Annotated in this window: 21 protein-coding genes; 7 read left to right on the forward strand and 14 right to left on the reverse strand. The window is 67.1% G+C overall.

The annotated features are described in order from the left end of the window. Positions 1-77 precede the first annotated feature (77 nt). Positions 78-839, forward strand: coding sequence for a phosphonate metabolism transcriptional regulator PhnF (phnF, locus tag C7453_RS02240; protein WP_114726075.1), 762 nt, complete (start codon positions 78-80; stop codon positions 837-839). Here the strand turns inward: phnF and phnN are convergent. The 9 genes from phnN to phnG form a co-directional block, all read right to left on the reverse strand. Then, the gene (gene phnN / locus C7453_RS02245; protein ID WP_114725590.1) at positions 814-1359 is read right to left on the reverse strand and encodes a phosphonate metabolism protein/1,5-bisphosphokinase (PRPP-forming) PhnN; all 546 of its coding nucleotides are present in this window, start codon (positions 1357-1359) and stop codon (positions 814-816) included. The genes phnF and phnN overlap by 26 nt on opposite strands. Beyond that, the gene (locus C7453_RS02250) at positions 1356-2048 is read right to left on the reverse strand and encodes a DUF1045 domain-containing protein (RefSeq protein WP_170143080.1); all 693 of its coding nucleotides are present in this window, start codon (positions 2046-2048) and stop codon (positions 1356-1358) included. The genes phnN and C7453_RS02250 overlap by 4 nt, the downstream gene beginning before the upstream one ends. Further along, entirely contained in the window at positions 2038-3186 is a 1149-nt protein-coding gene (locus C7453_RS02255) for an alpha-D-ribose 1-methylphosphonate 5-triphosphate diphosphatase (protein WP_114725594.1), read from the reverse strand. Before C7453_RS02255 ends, C7453_RS02250 begins: the two co-directional genes overlap by 11 nt. A 131-nt stretch (positions 3187-3317) precedes the next feature. Then, positions 3318-3908, reverse strand: coding sequence for a phosphonate C-P lyase system protein PhnL (gene phnL, locus C7453_RS02260; protein WP_307723110.1), 591 nt, complete (start codon positions 3906-3908; stop codon positions 3318-3320). Continuing rightward, positions 3905-4672 (reverse strand): phosphonate C-P lyase system protein PhnK, encoded by a 768-nt coding sequence (gene phnK / locus C7453_RS02265; RefSeq protein ID WP_114725596.1) that lies wholly within the window; start codon positions 4670-4672, stop codon positions 3905-3907. Before phnK ends, phnL begins: the two co-directional genes overlap by 4 nt. Then, the gene (locus C7453_RS02270) at positions 4669-5532 is read right to left on the reverse strand and encodes an alpha-D-ribose 1-methylphosphonate 5-phosphate C-P-lyase PhnJ (RefSeq protein WP_141288792.1); all 864 of its coding nucleotides are present in this window, start codon (positions 5530-5532) and stop codon (positions 4669-4671) included. The genes phnK and C7453_RS02270 overlap by 4 nt, the downstream gene beginning before the upstream one ends. After that, the gene (locus C7453_RS02275; protein ID WP_114725598.1) at positions 5513-6628 is read right to left on the reverse strand and encodes a carbon-phosphorus lyase complex subunit PhnI; all 1116 of its coding nucleotides are present in this window, start codon (positions 6626-6628) and stop codon (positions 5513-5515) included. Before C7453_RS02275 ends, C7453_RS02270 begins: the two co-directional genes overlap by 20 nt. Before the next feature lie 2 nt (positions 6629-6630). Next, positions 6631-7176, reverse strand: a complete 546-nt coding sequence (gene phnH, locus C7453_RS02280) for a phosphonate C-P lyase system protein PhnH (RefSeq protein WP_245948711.1) — start codon at positions 7174-7176, stop codon at positions 6631-6633. Between the two features lie 35 nt (positions 7177-7211). Next, positions 7212-7667, reverse strand: a complete 456-nt coding sequence (phnG, locus tag C7453_RS02285) for a phosphonate C-P lyase system protein PhnG (RefSeq protein WP_114725602.1) — start codon at positions 7665-7667, stop codon at positions 7212-7214. Between the two features lie 341 nt (positions 7668-8008). On the opposite strand from phnG, the gene C7453_RS02290 reads away from it, so the two are divergent. Further along, positions 8009-10672, forward strand: a complete 2664-nt coding sequence (locus C7453_RS02290) for a TonB-dependent receptor plug domain-containing protein (RefSeq protein ID WP_114726078.1) — start codon at positions 8009-8011, stop codon at positions 10670-10672. Between the two features lie 83 nt (positions 10673-10755). Beyond that, the gene (locus C7453_RS02295) at positions 10756-11400 is read left to right on the forward strand and encodes a DapH/DapD/GlmU-related protein (protein ID WP_114725604.1); all 645 of its coding nucleotides are present in this window, start codon (positions 10756-10758) and stop codon (positions 11398-11400) included. 102 nt (positions 11401-11502) lie between these two features. Here C7453_RS02295 and gabT read toward each other — a convergent pair whose 3' ends face one another. Continuing rightward, positions 11503-12774: a 4-aminobutyrate--2-oxoglutarate transaminase gene (gene gabT, locus C7453_RS02300; protein ID WP_114725606.1), complete on the reverse strand. Its 1272-nt coding sequence runs from the start codon at positions 12772-12774 to the stop codon at positions 11503-11505. A 274-nt stretch (positions 12775-13048) separates the two neighbouring features. Here gabT and C7453_RS02305 point away from each other — a divergent pair, with 274 nt between their 5' ends. Continuing rightward, positions 13049-14731, forward strand: a complete 1683-nt coding sequence (locus tag C7453_RS02305; RefSeq protein WP_114725608.1) for a Na+/H+ antiporter — start codon at positions 13049-13051, stop codon at positions 14729-14731. A gap of 396 nt (positions 14732-15127) precedes the next feature. On the opposite strand, the gene C7453_RS02310 is transcribed toward C7453_RS02305, so the two are convergent. The 4 genes from C7453_RS02310 to C7453_RS02325 all read right to left on the reverse strand — a co-directional run bounded on the left by C7453_RS02310 (position 15128) and on the right by C7453_RS02325 (position 18516). Further along, positions 15128-15412 (reverse strand): hypothetical protein, encoded by a 285-nt coding sequence (locus tag C7453_RS02310; protein WP_114726080.1) that lies wholly within the window; start codon positions 15410-15412, stop codon positions 15128-15130. 167 nt (positions 15413-15579) lie between these two features. Beyond that, positions 15580-16650: a histidinol-phosphate transaminase gene (gene hisC, locus C7453_RS02315; RefSeq protein WP_114725610.1), complete on the reverse strand. Its 1071-nt coding sequence runs from the start codon at positions 16648-16650 to the stop codon at positions 15580-15582. 213 nt (positions 16651-16863) lie between these two features. Then, entirely contained in the window at positions 16864-17403 is a 540-nt protein-coding gene (locus C7453_RS02320; protein ID WP_114726082.1) for an ankyrin repeat domain-containing protein, read from the reverse strand. Between the two features lie 33 nt (positions 17404-17436). After that, a complete protein-coding gene (locus C7453_RS02325; RefSeq protein WP_114725612.1) occupies positions 17437-18516 on the reverse strand; it encodes an MBL fold metallo-hydrolase in 1080 nt (359 codons plus the stop codon). Positions 18517-18917: 401 nt separating this feature from the next. Here C7453_RS02325 and tkt point away from each other — a divergent pair, with 401 nt between their 5' ends. From tkt to gnd, 3 genes are all read left to right on the forward strand, one after another. After that, a complete protein-coding gene (gene tkt, locus C7453_RS02330) occupies positions 18918-21026 on the forward strand; it encodes a transketolase (protein WP_114725614.1) in 2109 nt (702 codons plus the stop codon). Between the two features lie 115 nt (positions 21027-21141). Then, complete coding sequence (locus tag C7453_RS02335) at positions 21142-24009, forward strand: bifunctional transaldolase/phosoglucose isomerase (RefSeq protein ID WP_114725616.1); 2868 nt, start codon at positions 21142-21144, stop codon at positions 24007-24009. Between the two features lie 107 nt (positions 24010-24116). Further along, entirely contained in the window at positions 24117-25112 is a 996-nt protein-coding gene (gene gnd, locus C7453_RS02340) for a phosphogluconate dehydrogenase (NAD(+)-dependent, decarboxylating) (protein WP_114725618.1), read from the forward strand. Positions 25113-25167: the final 55 nt, after the last annotated feature.

Genomic DNA, 25167 nt, shown 5'->3' on the forward strand with positions numbered 1-25167 from the left:
TAGACATGTTCGAAGCCCTTCCTGAAACTATGTCGCGGTGCGTGTCGTACCGTGCGTCGATCTCGAGGCTTTGGCAGATGACAGAAAAAGTGCCGCGCTGGCGGGAAGTGGCCACTGCGCTGACCGAGGGCATTCGCGGCGGGATCTATGAACCCGGCAAGAAACTGCCGACCGAGCATGACCTGGCGCGGCATTTTCAGTTGAACCGCCACACCATCCGTCGCGCGCTGGAGGAACTGGCCAATGCCGGGCTGATCCGTACCGAGCAGGGGCGCGGCAGTTTCGTCAGCGACGATCCGGTGGAATACCGGATTCATGCCCGCCCGCGTTTCAGCGAATGGATGGAGGGCGTCAACCGCCACGCGGCCCGTCGCAAGCTTGTCCTGCGGCGCATGCCGGCCGACGAGGTACCCGACCGCGTGCTCGTGCATGCGGCCCTTGGCGCGCCGCGCGAGGTCATCCTGCTGGAACGGGTGGGATATGCCGACGAACGGCCGGTCTCCTACTCGCGGCATGTTTTCGATGCGGCGCTGCATGACGGGCTGCTGGCGGCGCTGGAGGCGCAGGATTCGATTACCGGCGCACTCAACGGCCTGGGTATCGAAAGCCTGCGCCAGCGCACGCAGGTCACGGCCCGCTGCCCGGACTCGCACGAGGCCTCGCTGCTGCGCATGGAGCCGACCGATCCGCTGCTGCGCACCGTCGGCTACAACGTCACCCCGGCGGGCCGCCCGATCGAACTGTCGATCGGCCACTACCCGGCCCGGCGCATGCAGTTGGTCTTCGAACTGCTCCAGCCCGACATGACGGACATCATGCACGACGCCAGTCCTCGATAAGCGCGATCAGCCGTTCGCCCGCCTCGGCCAGTTCGCCCTCGTTGCGAATGGATATATCGGGCAGGCATGTCGCAGGCATCGCCCGTTTCAGCCGCCCGTCGATCGCCTCGGCCGTTTCGCGGCCGCGCGTCGCCAGCCGCGCACGGCGCAGGTCGGCATCGGCTTCGATGCCGACCACGCAGCACGGAAAGCGCGCGCGCAGTTCGGCAACGATCCCGCGCGAGACATTGGCGACAAGCTGCCGCCCCTGCGCGATATCCTGCGCCATCGACGCCGGCAGGGCGTAGGACAGCCCGTGCGCGCGCCAGGCGACCAGGAAATGCCCGTCGGCTTCCGCCCGGTCGAAGCGCGCGTCGTCCATCGTATCGGGCGTTTCGGTCGCGTCGGCGGGGCGGGTGATGATGCGGCGGGGAAAGAGCACGTCCTCCCGGCCGTCCAGGCGGGCGCGGGCGTACCCGATCACGGCATCCTTGCCCACGCCGGACGGGCCGGTGACCAGGACCAGACGTCCCGTCCTCATGCCCCGCCCCCCAGCGCGCAGCGCGCCAGCAGGGTAAAGGGCGCGCCGGGTCGGGGCTCGTGAAAGACGCACAGCGAGGCGACCATGCGCTCCCGCGCCAGCGCGGGGGTGAGCAGCGCCTCCATTTCTCCCCGGATATCCGGCGGCAGCACGCTGTCGGCCAGCGTCATGTGGAAATGCCATTCGTCGAACACATAGGGGTATCCCCACCGATGCAGCAGCGCCTTCTGCCGGTCGGTGCAGCGCCCGGCGCGCTCGGCGGTGCGCTGTGGGTCCTCGGGTCGCCGATGGGTATCGAAGGCCCGCACGCAATCGTCGCCGAACGCCTGCAGGGCCGGGCAGGGCGCGGCCGGCCGCAGGGCGGTAAAGCCCCCTTCCTCCACGATACGCAGCGCCGGCAGAGCAAACGGCGAGGACGAGGCGGCAAAGGCCGCCACATCGTCCAGAAAGGCCGTGACCGGGCCGTTCAACGCCATCGGGGCCTTCAGCGTGGCATGGAAGCCGTAGCGGGTGGCCGACCGGGTCAGCGGGGCACGCCGTGCCAGACCCGGCATCTCGACCGGCAGGCCGGATGCCGGGTCGCGCCCCAGCCAGGCACACCCCGCGCGCCACAGTGCGTCAGACGGCTCCGGCGCGTAATAGAGGGCGTAGCGGGCGCCGGTGTCAGACGAGCCGGTGTCAGACGACACGATGCCCTCCCACCCACACGCGGCGAATGATCGGCAGGCCGTCATACAGCCGGACCTGCACCAGGTCGGCCCGTCGCCCGGCCTCGATCCGCCCTCGATCATGCAGGCCGACGATGCGGGCCGGCCCGTCGGTAACCAGCGCGATCGCTTCGGGCACCGGCAGAATGTCCTGCGCCACGCAGGCGAAGGCGGCCTCCAGCATCGCGGACGGGACGTAATCGGACGCCAGCGCCGTCACCAGGCCCGCGCGGATCAGGTCGATGGCATTGACGTTGCCGGAGTGCGACCCTCCGCGCACGATGTTCGGCGCCCCGGCGATCACATCCATGCCCAGGGTATGGGCACCCCGCGCGGCAGCCAGCGAAACCGGAAATTCGGCAATCGTGATTCCGTCTTCGTGGTTGCGTGCAACCTCTTCCTCCAGCCGGTCGTCATGCGAGGCCAGGGTGATGCCGTGGGCGCGGCAGTACTCGATGACATAGGCGCGGTTGGCTTCCAGATGCTGCGTGCGTTCAGCAGCGACCCGGGCCTGCATGGCGTCGATTTCGGCCTCGGTCATGCCCTCCTTGGCCCGGCCGACCCGCCAGCGCGCGATATCGGCGTACTGGCCGACGCCGGGCGAATGGTCCATCAGGCTGGCCAGCCGCAGCAGGGCGGTCATGCGCGGATCGTGCAACGCCATCTCGAACAGCGGCTGCATGTCGGGCGCGATCAGTTCGCAGCGGAAATGCAGCAGATGGTCGGCGCGCAAGGCCCCCGCTTCCGACAGTTCGACCAGATCGCGGATTCCTTCCTCGTAGGTCTGGATGCGGTCGCGGCCGTTGATGTCGCCCAGGCTGAGCGAGTCGAACACGGTCGTCACCCCGGCCACGGCGCATTGCGCGTCATGGGCCAGAAAGGCCGAGCGGGAGGGCCAGCGCGCATTGACGCGCGGCAGGACCTGACGTTCCAGATTGTCGGTATGCAGGTCGATGATGCCGGGGATGATGTAATCGCCCTCGCAGTCGATGACGGTCGCATCCGTGCTGGCGGCCGGGACGATGGCGCCCGGCGCGGACAGGCCGTCGGCGCTGAAATGCAGTTCGGTTTCGACAACCGAGCAGGGCAGGACGATCCGGGCGTTGGTCAGCAGGGTCATGGCTGGCTTTCTTCGATGGTCGCGCCGCGTTCCAGCAGCACGGTACGGTCGGCGATGCGCTCGCGCAGCGCATGGTCATGGACGATGGCGACGATCGCCGAGCCCCGCGCGCAGGCTTCGGCGATCAGGGTTCAGACGCAGTCGCGGCTGACGGGGTCGAGCGAGGCGGTCGGTTCGTCCAGCAGCAGCGTCGGCCAGTCGCAGATAAAGCTGCGGGCCAGGTTCACACGCTGCTGCTCGCCACCGGAAAAGGTAACGGGCGGCAACGCATGCAGGGCGGAGGAAATGCGCAGCCGCTCCAGCATCGCCGCCGCATGGCGCCGGGCCTTTTCCAGATTCATGCCGCGTGCCACGGCCGACCCGGCGACGACATCCAGCGCGCTCAGGCGCGGAATGGCCCGCAGGAATTGCGAGACATACCCCAGAGAGCGCTGGCGCACGTCCAGGATCTCGCCCGGCGATGCGGTGGCGATATCGACCATCGCGCCGTCATGATGAATGCGGACGGCGCCGGAATCGACGCGGTAATTGCCGTAGAGCGCGCGCATCAGGCTCGATTTGCCCGCTCCGGACGGGCCGACCAGCGCGACGCACTCGCCGGGCCGCACCCGCAGACTGGCCCCGCGCAGGACATCGAGCGCGAGCCCGCCTTGCAGATGCAGGACGAAACGCTTGTGCAGGCCGGATGCGTCGATGGCCCAGCCATTCTGATGGGAGGTCATGAGGGCAGCACCGATGAGACGAGAAGTTGCGTGTAGGGGTGATGCGGGTCGTCCAGTACCTGGTCCGTCAGGCCCTGTTCGACGATCGCACCGCCCTGCATGACCACCGTGCGGTCGGCCAGCAGGCGCGCCACGCCCAGATCGTGCGTCACGATGATGGCGGCGACATGCAGCCGATGGACCAGCGTGCGGATCAGGTCGAGAATGCGCGCCTGCACTGAAACGTCCAGCCCGGTGGTCGGCTCGTCCATGAAGATCAGTTCGGGATTCGTGACCAGCGTGGCGGCGATCTGCAATCTTTGCAGCATCCCGCCCGAGAAATGCATCGGCAGGTCGTCGATCCGCTCGCGCCCGATCTCCACTTCATCCAGCCAGCGGGCGGCGGTCTCGCGGATCTCGCCATAATCGCGGGCGCCGTTCATCATCAGCCGCTCGCCGATATTGCCGCCGGCCGTCACATCCAGCCGCAGGGCGGAGCGGGCATTCTGGTGGATATAGCCCCAGCGCGTGCGTTGCAGCCGGCGCAGGCGCATCTCGTCCATCGCGGCGATATCGTGCAGCCCTTCCGCGTCGCGGTAGAGAACATGGCCGGAATCGGCGGGCGACAGGCCGGCCAGCGTGGCGAGCAGGGTGGATTTGCCCGACCCGCTCTCACCGACGATCGCCAGGATCTCGCGCCGGTTGACGGTCAGCGAGACATTGTCGAGCGCATCGACATTGCTGAACCGCTTGTTCAGGAAACGGGCTTCCAGAAGAAGGCTCATTGTCCGCCCTCCTCGGCCCGGCGTTCGGCCTCTTCGATCCTGCCGGCGCAGTAATCGGTGTCCGAACACAGGAAGCGGCGCGTGCCGTGATCGTCGATGATAATCTCGTCCAGATAGCTCGACGTGCTGCCGCAGAAGGCGCATGTGCCGTCCGCCCGGCCGGGATGGAACGGATGGTCGGTGAAATCGAGCGAGCGCACCGGCGTGTAGGGCGGCACGGCATACAGGCGCCGCTCGCGCCCCGCACCGAAAAGCTGGAGGGCAGGCATGGCGTCCATCTTGGGATTGTCGAAGGCGGGGATAGGGCTGGGCGACATCAGGACCCGGCCATTGACCATCACCGGATGGTCGTAGGCGCTGGAGACGCGGCCGAAGCGGGTGATGTCCTCGTACAGCTTCACATACATCATGCCGTAATCGCTCAGCGCATGGGCGCGCCGCGCGACCGGGCGTTCCGGGATCAGCTTCCACAGCGGCTCGGGCTGCGGAACCTGGTAGACGATTACTTGATCTTCCGTCAGCGCCTGCTCGGGAATGCGGTGGCGCGTCTGGATGATCGTGGCCTCCGCCGTGCGGGTGGTGGTCTCCACCCCGGTCATGCGGCGGAAGAACGAGGCGATGGCGACCGCGTTGGTCGTATCGTCCGCGCCCTGGTCGATCACTTTCAGCCGGTCGTCCTGCCCGATGATCGCGGCGGTCACCTGAATGCCGCCGGTGCCCCAGCCATAGGGTAGCGGCATTTCGCGGCTGGCGAAGGGCACCTGCCAGCCGGGTATCGCCACGGCCTTCAGCAGCGCCCGACGGATGCCGCGTTTGGTCTGTTCGTCGAGATAGGCGAAATTATACGCGATCATCGCCATCCTCCTTCTTGCGGTCCATCCCGTCTTCGGCACGCTGTTCGTCGGCCTGGCGGCGAATGGCGCGGATAATTTCCAGCTCACTCTGGAAATCGACGTAATGCGGCAGCTTGAGATGCTCCACGAAGCCGGTCGCCTGGATATTGTCGCAATGCGACAGCACGAATTCCGGGTCTTGCGCCGGGCTGCCGGTCGCCTCGCCCAGTTCGTCGGCACGCAGGGCGCGTTCCACCAGCGCCATCGACATGGCGCGCCGGTCGGCATGGCCCACGCTCAGTCCATACCCGCGGGTAAATTGCGGCGGCACGGTCTTGGACCCCGTGAACTGGTTCACCATCTGGCATTCGGTCACGACGATGTCGCCGATCTCGATGGCAAAGCCCAGTTCGGGCGGCACGACCGAAACCGCGACCTCGCCCATGCGCAACTCGCCCACGAAAGGGTGCGTGTTGCCGTAGCCGCGCTGGGTCGAATAGGCCAGCGAGAGCAAAAACCCCTCGTCGCCCCGCGCCAGGGCCTGGAGCCGGATCGGCCGGGAGGCCGGAAAATCCAGCGGCATCGTGGTCAGGTCGGCCGGCGGGGCGTCGTGCCCGGCGGCGGGAATGGCCTCCAGCAGCGTCTCGCCCCCCAGAATGCCCATCGCGCTGGGCAGGGGGGAAACGGGCTCGGCCGCCACCGGGTCGGGCGCGGATTCGGGCGCCGTCTCCCCGGTATCGAACAGCCGGTGCGAATAATCGGCGGTCGGGCCAAGCCGCTGCCCGCCGAGCACATCCTTGAAGATCGCCGAGACCCGGCGCTGGACGCGCATCGCCGTGGTATCGATCGGCCGGGCATCGACCAGACGCGGCTGGGTGGCCCGGTACGAACGCAGCAGGAAGGCGGCTTCGACCAGGTCGCCTTCGGCCTGCAACAGCGCCCGCGCGGCGAGGTCGGGGTCATAGAGCGCGCCTTCGGCCATCACGCGGTCAATGGCCCGGCCGAAGCTGGTGGTCGCCTGACGCAGCGTGCAGCCCTCGCCGTCGCCCCGCCGCCGGTCGGCGCGCCAGGCATGGGCGGCGGCGATCGCGTCTTCGCCGCCCTTGGTCGCGACAAATGCCATGGTCAGGCCTCCGTGATGCAGGTGCTGCGCGGCAGGCCGACGATCTCGGCACCGCACAGAAGAAACACATCGACCCCGCGCGGAAACAGCGCACCCTGCTGCTGCCATTCCGCCACGAACGCGGCATCCAGGGTGGGGGCGATGGTCTGGGTATGCGCAATGCCCGGCCCCGACAGCGTCAGCGGCGCACCGTCGGTCAAGGATGCGATGTCGAGCAGCAGGGTGGCGCTTGCCTCCGGCGCATCGAACGTGCCCTGGCGCAGCGACGCCAGCACGGGCCGCGCGGAACCATGGGCAGGCCCGGCCAGCACGAATGCCGCCACCTCGGCCGGCGCCGCGGGCGCACCGGTATGGAATGTCAGCCACGCCGCGGTATCGCGGTCGGCCTCGGGCAGCGCGACCGGCGTGGTGGCGTCCACCAGCGTCAGCAGCGTGATGGCGGCAGCGGGGGAAAGGCTGCCCGGCGCCTGCGCCAGCCGTGGCAGACCGTAGCGTCGGCCTGGGTGGGCAATAGCGTCGAGAATGGCGCGGAACGTGGCCTGGGCCATGTGCGAATCCGCAAGGCCCGGAAGAAGAACAGACATCAGCGCCCCGTTGCCATGGTAAAGAAGCGGACTTCCGTGCCGGCGGCGCGGGCTTCGATCGCCGCGCGCCGCTGCGCCTCGATCGCGGCCAGCGGATCGACGACCGAGGCCATCAGCGCCGCATGGCGGATGTCGGACTGAAGCGCCGCATCCAGCCGTGCAATGGCGACGGCGCGGGCTTCGTCGCGGCCCAGCACATAGGCGTGGCCGGTATGGCCCTCGTCATCGACGATGCTCGCGCGGGTCAGCGTCGCCTCGATCAGGTTGAAGCCCTCGCCCTCCGCGCCGACGCGCCCCCGCACCATCGTCAGCCCCACTTCGGGCTGACGGAGATGGACGAACGACGGCAGCGGGTCGGTTTGCGAAAGATGCTGGTGCAGAAGCCCGGCGTCGGCACGGGCGAGAATGCCGAGCCACGCCCGGCGCGCGGAATGCGCGGATGAATCAGCGGTCATCGTGACCTCACGAAAAGCAGGTGCATGCCAGATGGCACGCAAAAAAACGGATCGGGTGTGAGGTCAATAAAACAGAACAAATGTCGGATTAAATAATTAAACTTATGTGAAAGAAGAGAGATTAGACAACATGCTCTTGTTGTCCGCAATAGACAACAAAGGCAATTTATATAGTAATGAATCCATATTAACAAAAGCTTCATGCACAACTTCATGCGCCCACGTATTTTCCGGTCGGACTAAACAGAAACCTTTCATTTATTACGTTCGTACGGAGAGTTCTGATGCGCAGGGCCGTGTTTATGTTGGTCGCGACGTCTGCTTGTACACCTCTGCCATTGATGATCGGGGCGGCACGCGCGGCCACGCCCGCAACGGCATCATCCGACACGTCCGCACCGTCGCCGGGCAAGGCGGTGGCGAAGTCGCGCGGCCGGCACCATGCCGCCCGCCCGGTGGCGGCGTCGGTGGCGGCGCCCCGTCCGGTCGCATCCGGCCGTGCCGCCGTTCCGGCGACGCGCGGCGTGGTTGCGAACGCGGCCGACCGCTATGTCGCCCCGCCCCCGGCCAGGGACGAGCAGGTGATCGTCACCGGCACGCGCGCATCCAACGTGCGGGCACGCGAGAGCGTCAGCCCGGTGGTGGTTCTATCCGGAAAAACCCTGACGCAGTCTGGGTTCCTTAATCTGTCGGACGCGCTGACGCGCACCTATCCGTCGATCGAGGTCACACCGCGCGGGCATAATACCAACGCCCTGACGTCGTTCCTCGAAATGCGCGGCCTCGGCCCCAACGAGGTCCTGGTGCTGGTCGACGGCAAGCGGCGCCACGGCACGGCCAACATCGTGCAGAAGGCAGGGCCGGAATTCGCCGCCTCCTCGGTCGATCTGAACATGATCCCCGCGAACATGATCGACCATATCGAGATCCTTGAGGATGGTGCTGCGGCGATGTACGGGTCGGACGCCATCGCCGGCGTCGTCAACATCATCACCAAGAAGCAGGATCACGGGCTGACATTGAGCAGCCAGACGGGCGCCAATGCCTATAACGGCGATGGCTGGCAGTACCAGTTCGCCGCCGATGGCGGGCTGAAACTGGGCAAAGACGGTTTCATCCATCTCAGCGGCCAGATGTACCATACCGACCATATGGTCGCCTATTCGCCCGATCACGGCATGCTGGGCTACTGGCCGGCCGGCGCCGATACCTCCGGCTACTACGCCGGCGTGGTGCCGGGCGCGAAGGCGAATACCGGCAAGGTCAACAACTACACCAACATGCCCGAGGAAACGCGCGAGAATCTCGGCATCGATTTCGAAAAGCCGCTGACGGACAACATCTCGCTCTACGGCCAGATCATCTATGCCCACCGCCACGCCGAGATCCTGGAAGGCTACGAATACCCCGATCTCGACTGGCCGGCCGGCGCCGTGAACATGTATCCCAACGGCGTGGAGCCCATCACCCAGATCGACGAGAACGACTACTCCGCCACCATGGGCCTCAAGGGCGGCCATCTCTTCGGCTTCGACTGGGACCTGTCCTCGACCTGGGGCGCGGATTCGGATCGGATTTCGGAAAAAAGCACGGTTAATCTGGGTATGTTCGCGTCGAACTGCAACGCGACCGATACGGCGTCTCCCCGCTATTCCACCGACGGCTGCGGCTATTCACCCAAGAAATTCTGGGATTACACCGAAAAAAGCGCCGAGTGGACCAACAATCTCGACTTCCGCCGCCAGTTCATGGTCGGGCACTCCTTCCCCATCGGGCTCTCCTTCGGCGCCGAACAGCGGTATGACGAATATCAGCTCGTATCCGGCAACCCCGATTCCTACCAGACAGGCGGCGCGGAAGGGCATGCCGGCATCCCGCCGCAGAGTGCGGGAAAATGGTCGCGTGACGTCTGGGCCGGGTATGTCGACGTCAACCTGCATCCGACGAAGCGCCTGCAGATCGACCTCGCCGGGCGCTACGAATATTATACCGATACCCAGGATACCGAGACCGGGAAGATCTCGGCCCGCTACGATTTTTCCCGGCGTATCGCAATCCGTGGCACGATCAGCAACGGCTTCCGCGCACCGACCTTGCAGGAAGAACATTTCAGCCGCATGAATGTCTATACCGACAGCGTGCGCGGCCTGCTGCCGGTCAATTCCGCCGCCGCGAAGATCCTCGGCGCGTCGCCGCTCAAGCCCGAGCGTTCGACCAATGTCAGCGCCGGCATCGTCACCGAACCGGTCGACGGTTTCCATGTCGAGGCCGACGTCTACCAGATCAACCTGCGTGACCGCTTCGTGCAGGGCGGAACGGTGTCCGGCATCACCGCGCTGGAGGCGATCGAGAATTTCGGTTTCGCCATCCCGGCCGCCGCCACCAAGGTGTCGGATTTCAACGCCTATTACCTGTCCAACGGTGCGAGCACCCGTACGCAGGGCCTGGACATCAAGGCCGATTACACATTCAGGTTCCACGAATACGGCGATCTGAACCTGAGCATGGCGCTGAACCTGAACCGTACCCGCCTGCACCATAACGGCCTGTCATCCCTGGGCAATCCGCTGTTGAACGAACAGGCGATCGGCTATCTGACGACCGCCTACCCGCGCAGCAAGATCATCCTCGATGCCCGCTGGAATGTCGGCCGATGGGATATCAATCTGCGGCAGACCCGCTACGGCCAGACCACCGACATGCTGGAATACCAGGACTGGACGCCGGCTTCGGCGACCTGCGCGGGCGGCGGCGCCCTGCGCTATTCCAGCACCTGCTTCGCGCAGTTCAACAACACGCCGCGCTGGCTGACCGACCTGCAGGTCGGATACCAGATCAACCGGCACCTGCATGTGGCGATCGGCGCCAACAACATCTTCAACATCCGGCCGCGAAAAGTCCCGCAGGAACTCAAGGTCGCCGAAGGCAGCCAGTACGATCAGGATTCGGTCCAGGTTCCGATCAATGGCGGATATTATTTCGGGCGGCTGGACGCCCGTTTCTAAAAACAGGCAGGTCGACCGGCAGGCATCCACCCGCGCGGTGGATGTCGCCGGCAGGCTGGCGAATACAGGGAGGAGAAGAGAGCATGACACAGGATTCCACGGTGCGGCCCAAGATCGCGGAAACGGTCGTCCATCCCACGGTCCGGCTCAGGCAGGCGGTCATCGGTCAGTATTGCGAGATCCTGGAAGGTGCGATTCTCGAATATTGCACAATCGGCGATTTCTCCTATCTGGGTGAGCGCAGCACGGTCGCGGATGCCGAAATCGGAAAATTCTGCGCCATCGCGGCAGATGTGCGGATCGGTGCGCCCAACCATCCGATCGGCCGCCCGTCGATGCATCGCTTCACCTATTGCCCGGAATATTACTGGCCCGAGGCCGAACGCGACCAGGAATTCTTCCGCCAGCGTCGCGAAAGCCGCGTGCATGTCGGCAATGATGTCTGGATCGGCCATGGCGTGGTGGTGCTGCCGGGCGTCACGATCGGCGATGGCGCGGTTCTGGCGGCCGGCGCGGTGGTCACCCGCGACGTCCCGTCCTACACGATCGTCGGCGGCGTGCCGGCCCGCCCGATCCGCGAGCGCTTCAGTCGCGACATCGCGGCGAGGCTGGACCGGATCGCCTGGTGGAACTGGCCAGCCGCCGTGATCATGGACCGCCTGGACAGCTTCCAGTCGGAAGACATGGAGGCTTTCTGCGCCCGGTGGGACGACGCAGCCGGAGCGTGAACTCGCTTGTCCGTCCCGTAGTTAGTCTTCAGAAAAAACGGCAGGCGCGCGGCCTGCCGTACCCGTTCATGGCCCGATCACCGGGTTCCCCCGGCAGGGTTTTCAGCCCGCCAGGGCCTGTTCGATAATCGCCAGCCCCTCGTCGATTATGCTGTCCGGCGCGGTCAGGGGCACGAGAATGCGCACCGTCTCGCCCAGCACGCCGCAGGACAGCAGGATCAGCCCGCGTTCGGCGGCGCGGGCGCAGATGATGCCGGCCCCACCCTTGCGCGGTGTCCTGCCGTCAGCTTCCAGAATATCGAAGCCGACCATGGCACCGGGGCCGCGCGGGGCGCTGAACGGCACCAGCCCCGGCTTGCCGCGCAGCGCGTCCAGCCGGTCGCGGATGCGGTCGCCGATCACGTTGGCGCGTTCCACCAGCCCTTCCTCGGCGATCACGTCCAGCACCGCCAGCCCGGCGGCGCAGGCCAGCGGCGCGCCGGCATAGGTGCCGCCCAGCCCGCCGGGGCCCACGGCGTCCATCAGGTCCGCGCGGCCGATCACGCCGGAGAGCGGCATGCCGCCGCCCAGCGACTTGGCCACGCACACCAGGTCGGGCGCCACGCCGGAAAGCTCGATGCCGAACAGCCTGCCGGTGCGGGCGAAACCGGTCTGCACCTCGTCGGCGATCAGCTTGATCCCGTGCGTGTCGCAGATGGCGCGCAGGGCCTGTAGCAATTCGGTGGGGGCGGGGCGGAAGCCGCCTTCGCCCTGTACGGGCTCGATGATGATGGCGGCGACCTGCGCGGGGTCGATATCCGCCGCGAACAGCAGGTTCAGCGCGCGCAGGCTCTCGGCAACCGAAACGTCACCGGCCGGGAAGGGTAGGTGATATACGCCGCCGGGCATGGTGCCGAAAGGCGCCTTGTAGGGCTGCACCTTGCCCGTCAGGGCCGAGGCCAGCAGCGTGCGGCCGTGGAACCCCCCGGTAAAGGCAACCACGCCGCTGCGGCCGGTGGCGGCGCGGGCGATCTTCACCGCGTTCTCGGTGGCTTCGGCACCGGTCGTGAACAGGATGGTCTTGGCCGGGCCGGGGAAGGGCGCCAGCGCATTCAGCCGTTCGGCCAGCGCGATATAGGATTCGTAGGGCGCGACCTGGAACGCGGTATGGGTGAACAGGTCGAGCTGCCGCTGCACCGCCGCCATCACCTTCGGGTGACGGTGGCCGACATTCAGCACCGCGATGCCGCCGGCGAAATCGACATAGCGCCGGCCCTCGACATCCCACAATTCGGCATTTTCCGCGCGGGCGGCGTGGATGGTGGTGGCCGAGCCGACGCCGCGCGGCACTGCCGCCTCGCGCCGCGCCTGAAGGGCGGAATTGGTGGATGACATGGTCGCCTGTCCTCGTTGTCTGAAAGGCTTGGGTCTGAAGGGCCTCGTCCGCACGCGAAGGGGGCGGCCGACGTCGTACCGTGGGCGCTTGTATCGCCCGTTCCCCCGGCGCGGGAGACGCCTTGTCGGTCATCGGTGGTGCCTTTCTGTCACCATCCTGTCATGGCGGCTCAGGTGGCCAGCCTGGGGGGGGCTGTGTATGGTGCGCCCTCTTCGGACCGGGGGTGGTGCCTGCCTCGCGCGCCGAAAGGGGGGAACGAGTCCAAGACCGCCCATGCATGACGTTATCCTCTGCCTGATCCTGCTGTTCGTCGCGGCCTTCAGCAGCCTGGCCGTCCGCCTGTTGCCGGTGGCTATCCCCTTGCCGTTATTGCAGATCGCGCTGGGCGTCCTGGGGTCGATCGCCGGGCTGCATGTCACGCTGGACCCGGACATGTTCATGCTGCTGTTCATCCCGCCGCTGCTGTTCCGCGACGCGTTTCACATGCCGATGCGCGAATTCGGCCAGTTGCGCGGCATCATCTTCGCCCTGGCGGGGCCGATGGTGCTGGCGACGACCATCCTGTGCGGGTACGCCATTCACTTCATGTTGCCCCCCATGCCGCTGCCGGTCTGCTTTGCGCTGGCCGCAGTTCTGTCGCCGACCGACGCGGTGGCGGTAGGCGGCATGCTGGGCACCTCGGTGCCGCGCACCATCGTCCATATGCTCGAAGGCGAATCCCTGCTGAACGACGCCTCGGGCCTCGTCTGCTTCCGCTTCGCCACCGTCGCCGCCATGACCGGTGCCTTCTCGCTGCGCGGCGCGCTGACCACGTTCAGCCTGCTGTCGCTGGGCGGCATCGCGATCGGCATTGCGGTCTGCCTGGCGGCGGCGCGGCTCGACAAGATTCTGCTCGCCCGCGGCTATGACGACCCGCCGACCCAGATCACCTTCATGCTGCTGCTACCCTTCGCTGCCTACATGTCGGCCGAGGCGGTGGGCTGCTCGGGCATCCTGGCGGCGGTGGCGGGCGGCATGACCATCAAGCTGACGGGCGTGCTGCAGGAAACCCAGATCACCACCCGCCTCCAGGCCCGTACGATGTGGGACATGGTCGGGTTCATCTTCAATTCCGTCATCTTCCTGCTGCTAGGGCTGCAACTGCCGGCGCTGGCCACCAACGGCATGGCGCTGGTGCGTGCGGCCGACCGTTCGCCATGGATGCTGCTGCTGCTGATCGTCGCCATCCATGTGGCGATGTGCATCCTGCGCGTGGCCGGGCTGGCGCTGATCCTGGGCATCGCGGCATGGCGGTCGCGGCACGATCACGGCGTGTTCCACTGGCCCGGCTGGCGCGGCCTGCTGGTCACCACCGTCGCGGGGGTGCGCGGCGCCGTCACGCTGGCGGCGGTGTTGTCGCTGCCGCAGGCGGCCGAGGGCGTGGCGGGTTTTCCCGCGCGCGACGTGCTGGTCACCGTGTCGGTGGGGGTCATCCTGGTCTCGCTGCTCACGGCCAGCTTCTCGCTGCCATGGCTGACGAAGGGCCTTATGGACGGCATGGTCGATCCCCAGGCGCGCGAGGTCAGTTGGGCGCGGCTGGTGCTGGTGCGCACCATGCTGCGTGCCATGCGTGAGGAACAGCAGGGCCTGGCCACACGCGGCAAGGGCCGCGACGAAACCGCCGAAATGCGGATCGAGATCATCGCCCGGCTGATGCAGGAATATGAAAACCGGCTGAACCAGCTCCGCCGCAACACCAATGGCGAGGCCAGCGCGGCGCAGATCACCTCGATCCGCCGCATGCGCCTGGAACTGGCCCTGCGGCTGAACAACCTGCGCACCTCGCGGATCGAACTGCGCAACCTGCGCGACGCGCAATACATCAACGACGAGACCGAAGCCTCCCTGATGCAGGAAATGGATTACGAGGAGCAGGTGCTCAGGAACCGGGCCAGAAGCCTCCCCCGCGTCACCTAGGAGGGTGTTGCAAAAGCCCCGCTGGCGGCGGCTTGACGGCGGTTTCCTGCGCTTCGGTGCTCACGGCCCACAAGGCCGCTCCGCTCCGATGCTCAAAAACCACCGCCAGACGCATGGCTGACGCCATGCTTCCACGCACCATCGGAGCTTTTGCAACACCCTCCCAAATCCTGCCCGTCACCGCGCGCTGGCGGCGGTCCGACGCGCGTTTCCTGCGCTTCGGTGCTCACGGCCCATAAGGCCGCTCCGCTGCGATGCTCGGAAACACACGCCGGGCGCGGCCCTGGCGGGCCGCTCCCACTCGCCAGCCCACGGTGCCGGGCATCCTTTTCCCATTCTCTGGGAGGGAGGTTCTTTGGGGGAGGCCGGCACGGGTGTCGGCCCCGTTATTTCAACTCAGATCGAACGCGGGCGGCGGGGCGGGCCGCCGGCTGTGCGGGGGCCGCGGCCTTCGGGGCGCGGGTTGCGCGGGCCGGTGCCGGATTCTTTCAGCACCGGGGCGGCGGCCAGTTCGGCTTCGAGCTGGCGGATGCGCTTCTGCACGCTCTCGCGCAGCGTGGGGGCGGTGTGCGACTTCATGGTCGCGAGCGTCTCGCGCAGGTCGCGCAACTGCTTCTGCTTTTCCGCGTGCGTGCGGCGGATCGGCTGGTTGTCGGACATCTGGCCGTGAAATGCGCGCATGATGGTGGTGTCCATGTCAAAAATGAAAAAAGGGCCGGGCAGGCCCGGATAGAGATGAAGAAACGCGCCAGACGCACGAACGGCTACAAGCGGGTACAACAAGTCCCTGGCCGCACGGCGCCCCCACCGGGGGGCCATGCGGCCCATATCCGGTGACGGATCGGCGGTCAGTCCGCGTTTCGGTTCAGGATGGCTTTCAACGCATCGGCCAGGCTCCGACAGTCCTCGTCGGTGCCCACCGTAATGCGCAGCCATTCCGCGATCCGGGGCGTCCTGAAGTGGCGCACGATGATCGACCGCTCGCGCAGGGCGGCGGCCAGAGCGGCGGCGTCACGATCAGGGTGGCGGGCGAACACGAAATTCGCCTGCGAGGGCAGGACCTCGAACCCCAGACTGTTCAGGCTGGAGACCAGCCCGCTTCGCGTATCTATGATCTTTCCCGTAGTTCGCGCAAGCCATTCCCGATCGGCGATCGCCGCTTCCGCGCCCGCCTGGGCCAGACGGTCCAGCGGATAGGAATTGAAGCTGTCCTTCACACGGTTCAGCGCCTCGATCAGGTCCGGCTGGCCGATCGCATAGCCCACGCGCAGCCCCGCCAGCCCGTGGGATTTGGACAGGGTACGCACCACCAGCAGGTTCGGGTGCTGGCGCACCAGCCCGATCGCGGTATCGGCACCGAAATCGACATACGCCTCGTCGATCACCACCACGCGCTCGGGGTGCGCGCGCAGCAGGGTTGCAATCTCGTCCAGCCCCAGCGCAATGCCCGTCGGCGCATTGGGGTTCGGCAGCACGATGCCACCACAGGGCCGGCGATAGGCTTCCACATCCACGCGCATCGCCTCGTCCAGCGGCACCGGCTCGTGCGCGATGCCGTACAGGCCGCAATAGACGGGGTAGAAGCTGTAGGTGATGTCGGGCGTCAGCAGCGGCGCGTCATGTTGCAGCAGGGCCTGGAACGTATGGGCCAGCACCTCGTCCGAGCCGTTGCCGATGAAGACCTGCTCCATCTCCACCTCATGCGCCTGGGCGATGGCCGCGCGCAGCCGGTCCGACCCCGGATCGGGGTACAGGCGCAGCGTATCGTCGGCGGCGGCGCGAATCGCGGCCAGCGCGGCGGGTGAGGGGCCGTAGGGGGATTCGTTGGTATTGAGCTTGATCAGGTTCGCCAGCTTCGGCTGCTCGCCGGGGACGTAGGGCGTCAGGCTGTGGACGATCGGGCTCCAGAAACGGCTCATGACGGGTTCCGCTGACGCAAGATAAGGAATGGCCCGGCAAGGTGCTGGGCCATGTTTGTTCTAATCCAACCCGCGCCGGACGGAAACGCCCGTCCGGGAGAGGGATCAAAGCCTGATAGCAAATCTGGGCTGGCGAGCGGGAGCGGCCCTGGTGGCCGAGCGCACCGAAGCACAGGAAGCGCGCGGCGGATCACCGCCGGCGCGCATGTGCGCTCAGGCGGCCGGCATCAGGGCGGTGATGTCGGCCAGGCCCAACTGTGCGGCCAGCATGCGCGCGCTGTTGCCCTCGCCGTCGCGCAGGTCGGGGTCCGCTCCGCTTTCCAGCAGGAAGGCGGCCATGGCGCCCCGGTTGAACATCACGGCGAAGATCAGTGGCGTGCGGCCCGCATGGTTCGGCGCGTCCAGCGCCGCCCCGGCCGCGATCAGTTGCCGCGCCACCGCCAGGTTGCCCTTGAAGGCCACGCCGGCCAGGGCGGTCGCCCCCTTGTCGTCGCGCAGGTCCACGCTGGCGCCGCCGGCCAGCAGGGCGGCCACGGTGTCGGCATGGCTGTTATAGGCCGCCAGGATCAGCGCCGAATGCCCGCGCTCGTTGCGCGTGTCGGGGTCCATCCCGGCGGTCAGGAAGCTGGTCACCAGGTCGGTCTGGCCATCGCGCGCGGCATCCAGGAACAGGCGGCTGATCTGCTCGGGGGTGAAGGACGCGGCGTCTTCATCCACCGGGTGGGTCGGGGTATCGGGATCGGTGCTGGTCATCGCGGCCTCGCTGTCGGTCATCTGGATGCGGTTCTAGCCGCTGGCGTCCTGCCGCGCGAGGTCCTGCCGCGCAGGCTCGTGCCGCTCCGGCCGCCAGGGGGTCATGACACGGCACTCGCCATGGCCCAGCCCGACGAAACGCTCCGCCGCCACGCCGGCGGCGGCGCGGGCGGCGGCCAGCCGGCGCAGCGGCTCGTCATAGGGCTCGTCGGTCAGGCGGAAGGTACCGTAATGCATCCCGACCGCCAGCCCCGCATCCAGGTCGATCATGGCCGAAACCGCCTCCTCCGGGGTCACATGCACCGGCTCCATCAGAAAGCGCGGGTCATAGGCCCCCACCGGCAGCAGCGCGATATCCGGCGCCCCCAGCCGCGCGCCGATCTGCGCCCAGTGGCGCCCATGCCCGCTGTCCCCGGCAAAGAAGACCGAGGGCGAAGGTCCGTCGCCGGCCGGGCGGATATCGAATCCGCACCACAGCGCGCGGTTGGCATCGAAGGGCGTGCGGGCCGACCCATGCCGCGCCGGGGTGGCGGTCACGCGCAGCCCGCCCACATCATGGTGCTGCCACCAGTCGCATTCCACGATCGCGCGCCCGCCCGCCTTGCGGATATGCCGGGCATTGCCCGGCGCGGTGATGAACAGGGGCGCATCCCGCCGACCCAGCGCGGCCAGGCTGGGCAGGTCCAGATGGTCGTAATGGCAGTGCGAGACCAGCACCACGTCCACCCTGGGCAGGGCATCGAGGCTGCGCCCCGGCGGCAGCACCCGGCGCGGCCCGGCCCAGCTCACCGGCGAGCAGCGGTCGGAGAAGACCGGATCGGTCAGCACCGTCAGCGCCGTGCCGTCGGCACGCGGCAGGCGCAGCAGGAAGGTGCTGTGCCCGATGAAGGTGACATGGACGGTGCCGGGGGTGGGCAGGGCCTGCGGGTCGCCTGCCGGCGGCGGCACCGTCGGGGTCGGCCACGCCGGCAGCCGCCGCCGCCGCCACTGCCAGCGCAGGATCTCCCCCAGCCCCACATGTCGGCGCTGAGGGGATGTGGGCAGGATCGAGGACGGGTTGAAGAATCGGCGCCCGTCGCAATGATCCGACACCGGGAGGGGAGATGACGGCATGGGCGGGGATCTCCTTGTGCATTCTTCTTATGGCGCGTCCGACACCGCATGGAAAAGGCGCGTTTGGAAAATCCGGTCGAGGATTCGTGAATATCCGGGACTGGAAACCTGCGGCTACGAGGCGTTCTAATGGCGACGACCGCCCCCGTGCGGCGTGGCGACTTGCCGAGGGAGGGGGACCGTGAGAAGGTCGCTCCCGGTTCTTCATCCAGCCCGACCATCAGGACCATAACCGGATGACAAAAATATGAAGAACAGGATCCCAGTGGGCGGGCCTTCCTCCGCCCACGCGTGATGAATCTTGCCCGTTGCCATGCGCGCTGTCGCATGGGCGGTTGTCGGGCGCCAGGCCCGGTCAGATGAGCGAGACACGGTCACCCTCATACGGAGAAGATGGTTTAATGCGTTCTATGATCACCCAGCCCGTCCGGGCGTTCGAGGGTGGGGCGGCTGGGCCGTCCGCCGAGGACCTGCTGTGCATCGACACCATTCGCACCCTGTCGATGGATGCCGTCCAGAAGGCTAATTCCGGGCACCCGGGCACGCCGATGGCGATGGCCGCGCCCGCGTTTGCGCTGTGGCAGAACGTGTTGCGCTACGACCCCGCCGACCCGCTCTGGCCGAATCGCGACCGTTTCGTGCTGTCGATCGGCCATGCGTCGATGCTCATCTACTCGCTCATCTATCTGGCCGGCGTCCGCGACGTAAAGAACGGCAAGGTGCTGGACGCCCCGGCGCTGACGCTGGAAGACCTCAAGCAGTTCCGCCAGCTCGATTCCCGCACCCCCGGCCATCCGGAATACCACCACACGGCAGGCGTCGAGACCACGACCGGCCCGCTGGGCCAGGGCTGCGGCAATTCGGTCGGCATGGCGATCGCCGAGAAATGGCTGGCCGCCCGCTTCAACAAGCCGGGCTTCGACCTGTTCGACTATCACACCTACACCTTCTGTGGTGACGGCGACATGATGGAAGGCGTGGCCAGCGAGGCCGCCTCCACCGCCGGCCATCTCAAGCTGGGCAACCTGACCTGGATCTACGACAGCAACCAGATCTCGATCGAAGGCTCGACCAACCTCGCCTTCACCGAGAATGTCGGCAAGCGCTTCGAGGCCTATGGCTGGCATGTGCTGGAGGTCCGCAACGCCAACGACCAGCAGGCTTTTCTGACGGCCCTGGCCGAGGCGAAGGCCGAGACCACCCGCCCGACCCTGATCATCGTCCATTCCGTCATCGGCTTCGGCGCCCCCAAGAAGGCCGGTACCGCCGCCGCCCATGGCGAGCCCCTGGGCGACGAGGAAATCCTGGGCGCCAAGAAGGCCTATGGCTGGACCGACGACACGCCCTTCTACGTCCCGGACGGCGTGCAGGATATCTTCCGCAAGGGCCTGGGCGCGCGTGGCGCCGAGGCCAGCGCACAATGGAAGGCGCTGTACACCGCCTACGCCAAGGAATATCCCGACCTGGCGAAGGAACTGGACGCCATCCTGACCGGCAGCCTGCCCGCCGGCTGGGACAAGGACATCCCGACCTACGACGCCAACCCCAAGGGCGTGGCCTCGCGCGCAAGCTCGGGCGAGGTGCTCAACGCCATCGCGCCCAACCTGCCATGGCTGATCGGCGGCTCGGCCGACCTGTCGCCCTCCACCAAGACCAACCTGACCTTCCAGGGCGCGGGCGCGTTCCAGCCGCCGGAATGGAATGGCACCTATGGCGGGCGCAACCTGCATTTCGGTGTGCGCGAACACGCCATGGGCTCGATCTGCAACGGCATCTCGCTGTCGGGCATCCGCGCCTACTGCTCGGGCTTCCTGATCTTCTCGGATTACATGAAGCCGCCGATCCGCCTTTCGGCGCTGATGCACCAGCCGGTGGTCTATATCTTCACCCATGATTCGATCGGCGTGGGCGAAGACGGCCCGACCCACCAGCCGATCGAGCAGCTCGTGCAGCTCCGCGCGACGCCGGGCGTCACCACCATCCGCCCCGCCGACGCCAACGAGGTCGCCGAGGCGTGGCGCACGCTGATCCCGCTGACCGACCGCCCGTCGGTGCTGATCCTCAGCCGCCAGAACCTGCCGACGCTGGACCGCACCGTCTACGCCCCGGCCTCCGGCCTGGCCAAGGGCGCCTACGTGCTGGCCGACAGCGACGGCACGCCCGACGTCATCCTGATGGCGACCGGCAGCGAAGTCGGCCTGGTGGTTTCGGCCTACGAGACGCTGAAGGCCGAGGGCGTGAAGGCCCGCGTGGTCTCCATGCCGTCATGGGACCTGTTCGAGGCCCAGCCGCAGGACTACCGCGACAGCGTGCTGCCGCCGTCCGTCACCGCCCGCGTGGCGGTCGAAATGGCCTCGCCCATCGGCTGGGACCGTTATGTCGGCCTCCAGGGCGCGATCATTGCGATGCACGGCTTCGGCGCCTCCGCCCCGGCCGGCGCGTTGCTGAAGAAGTTCGGCTTCACGGTCGACGCCGTGCTGGCTCAGGCCCGCGCGCTGCTGGCCAAATGATCACCCGTGGCCGCCCCCGGCGAGGGAGCGGCCCGGACCGGATTGACCGGAAAGAGACGGGGAGAGCCGGCCACATACCGGCCCTCCCCGCCATGAAATCTGAAGGAGCAACACCATGAACGTCGTACAGAAGGCGGGTGTGCAGGGCAGCGCCAATCCGCTCAAGGCGCTCGAATCATTCGGCCAGTCCCCCTGGCTGGACTTCATCCAGCGGTCGTACACCGATAATGGCAGCCTCAAGAAGCTGGTGGACGAGGACGGCCTGAAGGGCGTCACCTCCAACCCCGCCATCTTCCAGAAGGCGATGGGCCAGGGCACGGATTACGACCCGCAATACAAGGACATCCTGTCCCACCACATCGTCGATGCCGGCTCGCTCTACGAGACCATGGCCATCGACGACATCAAGGCGGCGGCGAAGGTCCTGCATCCGGTCTACGAGGCCACCAAGGGCCTGGATGGCTATGTCAGCCTCGAAGTCTCGCCCTACCTGGCCCGCGACACCCACGGCACCGTCGACGAGGCCCGCCGCCTGTGGAAGGCGGTCGATGCCCGTAACCTGATGATCAAGATCCCCGGCACCGACGAGGGCGCGCCCGCCGTGCGCACCGTCATCGCCGACGGGCTGAACATCAACGTCACGCTGCTCTTCTCGCTCGACGCCTACAAGGCCGTGCTGGAAGCCTATATCGCGGGGCTGGAAGATCGCCACGCCAAGGGGCTGCCGGTTTCGGGCATCGCCAGCGTCGCGTCCTTCTTCGTCAGCCGCATCGACGGCAAGATCGACAAGAAGATCGACCAGCGCATCGCCGCCGGCGACAAGGACGCCGAGGCCCTGAAGGCCCTGCGCGGCAAGGTCGCCATCGCCAATGCCAAGATGGCCTATGTCCATTGGCAGGAGGTCACGAAGTCCGAGCGCTGGCAGAAGCTGGCGGCACTGGGCGCGCAGACGCAGCGCCTGCTGTGGGCCAGCACCGGCACCAAGGACAAGGCCTACAGCGACGTGCTGTATGTCGAGGAACTGATCGGCCCCGACGCGGTCAACACCATCCCGCCCGCGACGTTCGACGCCTTCCGCGACCACGGCAAGGTCCGCGCCTCGCTGACCGAGGATGTCGAGGGCGCGCGCCATGTCATGGCCGAAGCCGAGCGCCTGGGCCTGGACCTGGCCGGCGTCACCGTCACGCTGGTCGATGAAGGCGTCGCCTCGTTCGCCGATGCGTTCGACGACCTGCTGGGCTCGGTCGCGCGCAAGCAGAACGCGCTGCTGGGCGAGCATCTGACCGAGACGAAGCTGGACCTCCCCGCCGAGATCGACGCGGCAGTGAAGGCCAGCCTCGAAGACTGGCGCAAGGACGGCACCGTCCGCCGTCTCTGGGCGCGCGACGCCACGGTGTGGACCGGCAAGGACGAGGCCAAATGGCTGAAATGGCTCGGCATCGTCGATGACCGCCTGGCCGACCTCACCGCGCTGGACGCCTTCCAGGCCGAGGTGAAGGCAAAGGGTTTCCAGGACATCCTGCTGCTGGGCATGGGCGGATCGAGCCTCGGGCCGGAAGTGCTGGCCGAGACCTTCGGCAAGCATGAAGGCTTCCCGCACCTCTACGTGCTGGACAGCACCGACTCGCAGCAGATCCGCGCATTCGAAAATAAGATCGATCTCGCGAAGACCCTGTTCATCGTCTCGTCCAAGTCGGGCGGCACGCTGGAGCCCAACATTCTCAAGGCCTATTTCTTCGAGGCCGCGAAGAAGGTGCTGGGCGACAAGGTGGGCAGCCATTTCGTGGCGGTGACCGACCCCGGCTCGCACATGGAAGACGTCGCGAAGAAGGACGGTTTCTGGAAGATCTTCTACGGCGAGAAGGAAATCGGCGGCCGCTATTCGGTGCTGTCCAATTTCGGCATCGTCCCGGCGGCTGCTTCCGGCGTGGCGCTGAAGCCCTTCCTCGACAGCGCGCTCTATGGCGTCCGCGCCTCCGCCGCCTCGGTCCCGCCCGCGCTCAATCCGGGCGTGCAGTTGGGCACCGTGCTGGGCGTGGCCGCCACGCAGTTCGGCCGCGACAAGGTGACGATCGTCGCCTCGCCCGGCATCCACGACCTGGGCGCGTGGCTGGAACAGCTCATCGCGGAATCGACCGGCAAGATCGGCAAGGGCCTCGTCCCCATCGATCAGGAAACGCTGGGCGCCCCCGCGCTGTACGGCAAGGACCGCGTCTTCGCCTATCTGCGTCTGGCCTCGAAGCCCGACGCCGGGCAGGACGAGGCGATCAAGGCCCTGATCGCGGCCGGCGAACCGGTGGTCACGATCACGCTGCACCATCCGCGCCAGATCGCGCAGGAATTCTTCCATTGGGAATTCGCCACCGCCGTCGCCGGCTCGATCCTCGGCATCGACCCGTTCGACCAGCCGGATGTCGAAGCCTCCAAGATCGAAACCAAGAAGCTGACGACCGCCTATAACGAGACGGGCAAGCTACCGCCGGAAACCCCGTTCGCGACCGACGGCGCCTTCGCCTTCTTCGCCGACGCCACCAACGCGCAGGCGCTCAAGGGCACGTCCACGGCCGAGATCCTCAAGGCCCATTTCGGCCGGGTCGGCGCGGGCGATTATGTCGGCCTGCTGGCCTATGTGCAGCGCGACGCCGCGACGATCGAATGGATCCAGGCCACCCGCCTGACCATCCGTGACGCGCTGAAGGTGGCCACGGCGGCCGAATTCGGGCCGCGCTTCCTGCATTCCACCGGGCAGGCCTACAAAGGCGGGCCCAACAGCGGCGTGTTCCTGCAGATCACGGCCGATGACGTGGCCGACCTGCCGGTACCGGGCGAGAAATACACCTTCGGCATCGTCAAGGCGGCACAGGCGCGCGGCGATTTCGACGTGCTGGCCGAACGCGGCCGGCGCGCGCTGCGGGTGCATATCTCGGGCGATCTGGCCTCGGGCCTGCGCGCCCTGGGCCAGGCGATCGACGCCGCCCTCTGATCTGGACGGCCCCGCCCGCACGGGGCGGGGCACCCCCCGGCATCACGCCAATCCGCCGGGGGCTGGCTTATGCGCGGCACGCTGCCGCGTGATGGAGACATGACATTATGCAAATCGGCATCATCGGTCTGGGCCGCATGGGCGGCAACATCGCCGTCCGCCTTTCCCGCCACGGGCACGACGTGGTCCTGTTCGACCGCGACCCCGCCACGGTCGGCAAGGTCCGTGACCGGACCGAGGGCGGCCGCGGCGTCGCCGCCGACAGCGTCCCCGACCTGGTGAGCAAGCTGACGGCCGCGCGCAAGATCGTATGGGTGATGCTCCCCGCCGGCGAGATCACCGAGGCCGCGGTGCAGGAACTGTCCGGCCTGCTCGGCCGCGACGACATCCTGATCGACGGCGGCAACACCTATTACAAGGACGATATCCGCCGCGCCGCCCAGCTTTCGGAAAAAGGCATCCATTATATCGACGTCGGCACGTCCGGCGGCGTGTGGGGCCTGGAGCGCGGCTACTGCATGATGTACGGCGGCACCAAGGATTCGGCCGACCATATCGACCCGATCCTCGAAGCCCTGGCGCCGGGCAAGGGCGACGTGCCCCCCACGCCCGACCGCGACAAGCCGGACCTCGATCCCCGTGCCGAGAAGGGCTACCTGCATTGCGGCCCCGCCGGTTCCGGCCATTTCGTGAAAATGGTCCATAACGGCATCGAGTACGGCATGATGCAGGCCTTCGCCGAAGGCTTCGACATCATGAAGACGAAGAACTCGCCGGCCCTGCCCGAAGACCAGCGTTTCGACCTGAACATGGCCGACATCGCCGAAGTCTGGCGCCGTGGCAGCGTGGTGTCCTCGTGGCTGCTGGACCTGACGGCGGAAGCCCTGGCCAAGAACGCGTCGCTCTCCGAATTCACCGGCGAGGTCGCGGATTCCGGCGAAGGCCGCTGGACGCTCGAAGCCGCGATCGAGGAATCGGTGCCGGCCCCGGTCATCACCGCCTCGCTGTTCACGCGCTTCCGCTCGCGCACCGGCAACAATTATGCCGAGAAGATCCTCTCCGCCATGCGCTTCGGCTTCGGCGGGCATGTCGAGAAAAAGTAAGAGTATTGCGTCAGGAACGGTAAGGTCCTGCCTGTGGAATCCGTTCCACAGGCAA

The organism is Gluconacetobacter liquefaciens (assembly GCF_003350405.1).
GTDB classification, from domain to species: domain Bacteria; phylum Pseudomonadota; class Alphaproteobacteria; order Acetobacterales; family Acetobacteraceae; genus Gluconacetobacter; species Gluconacetobacter liquefaciens.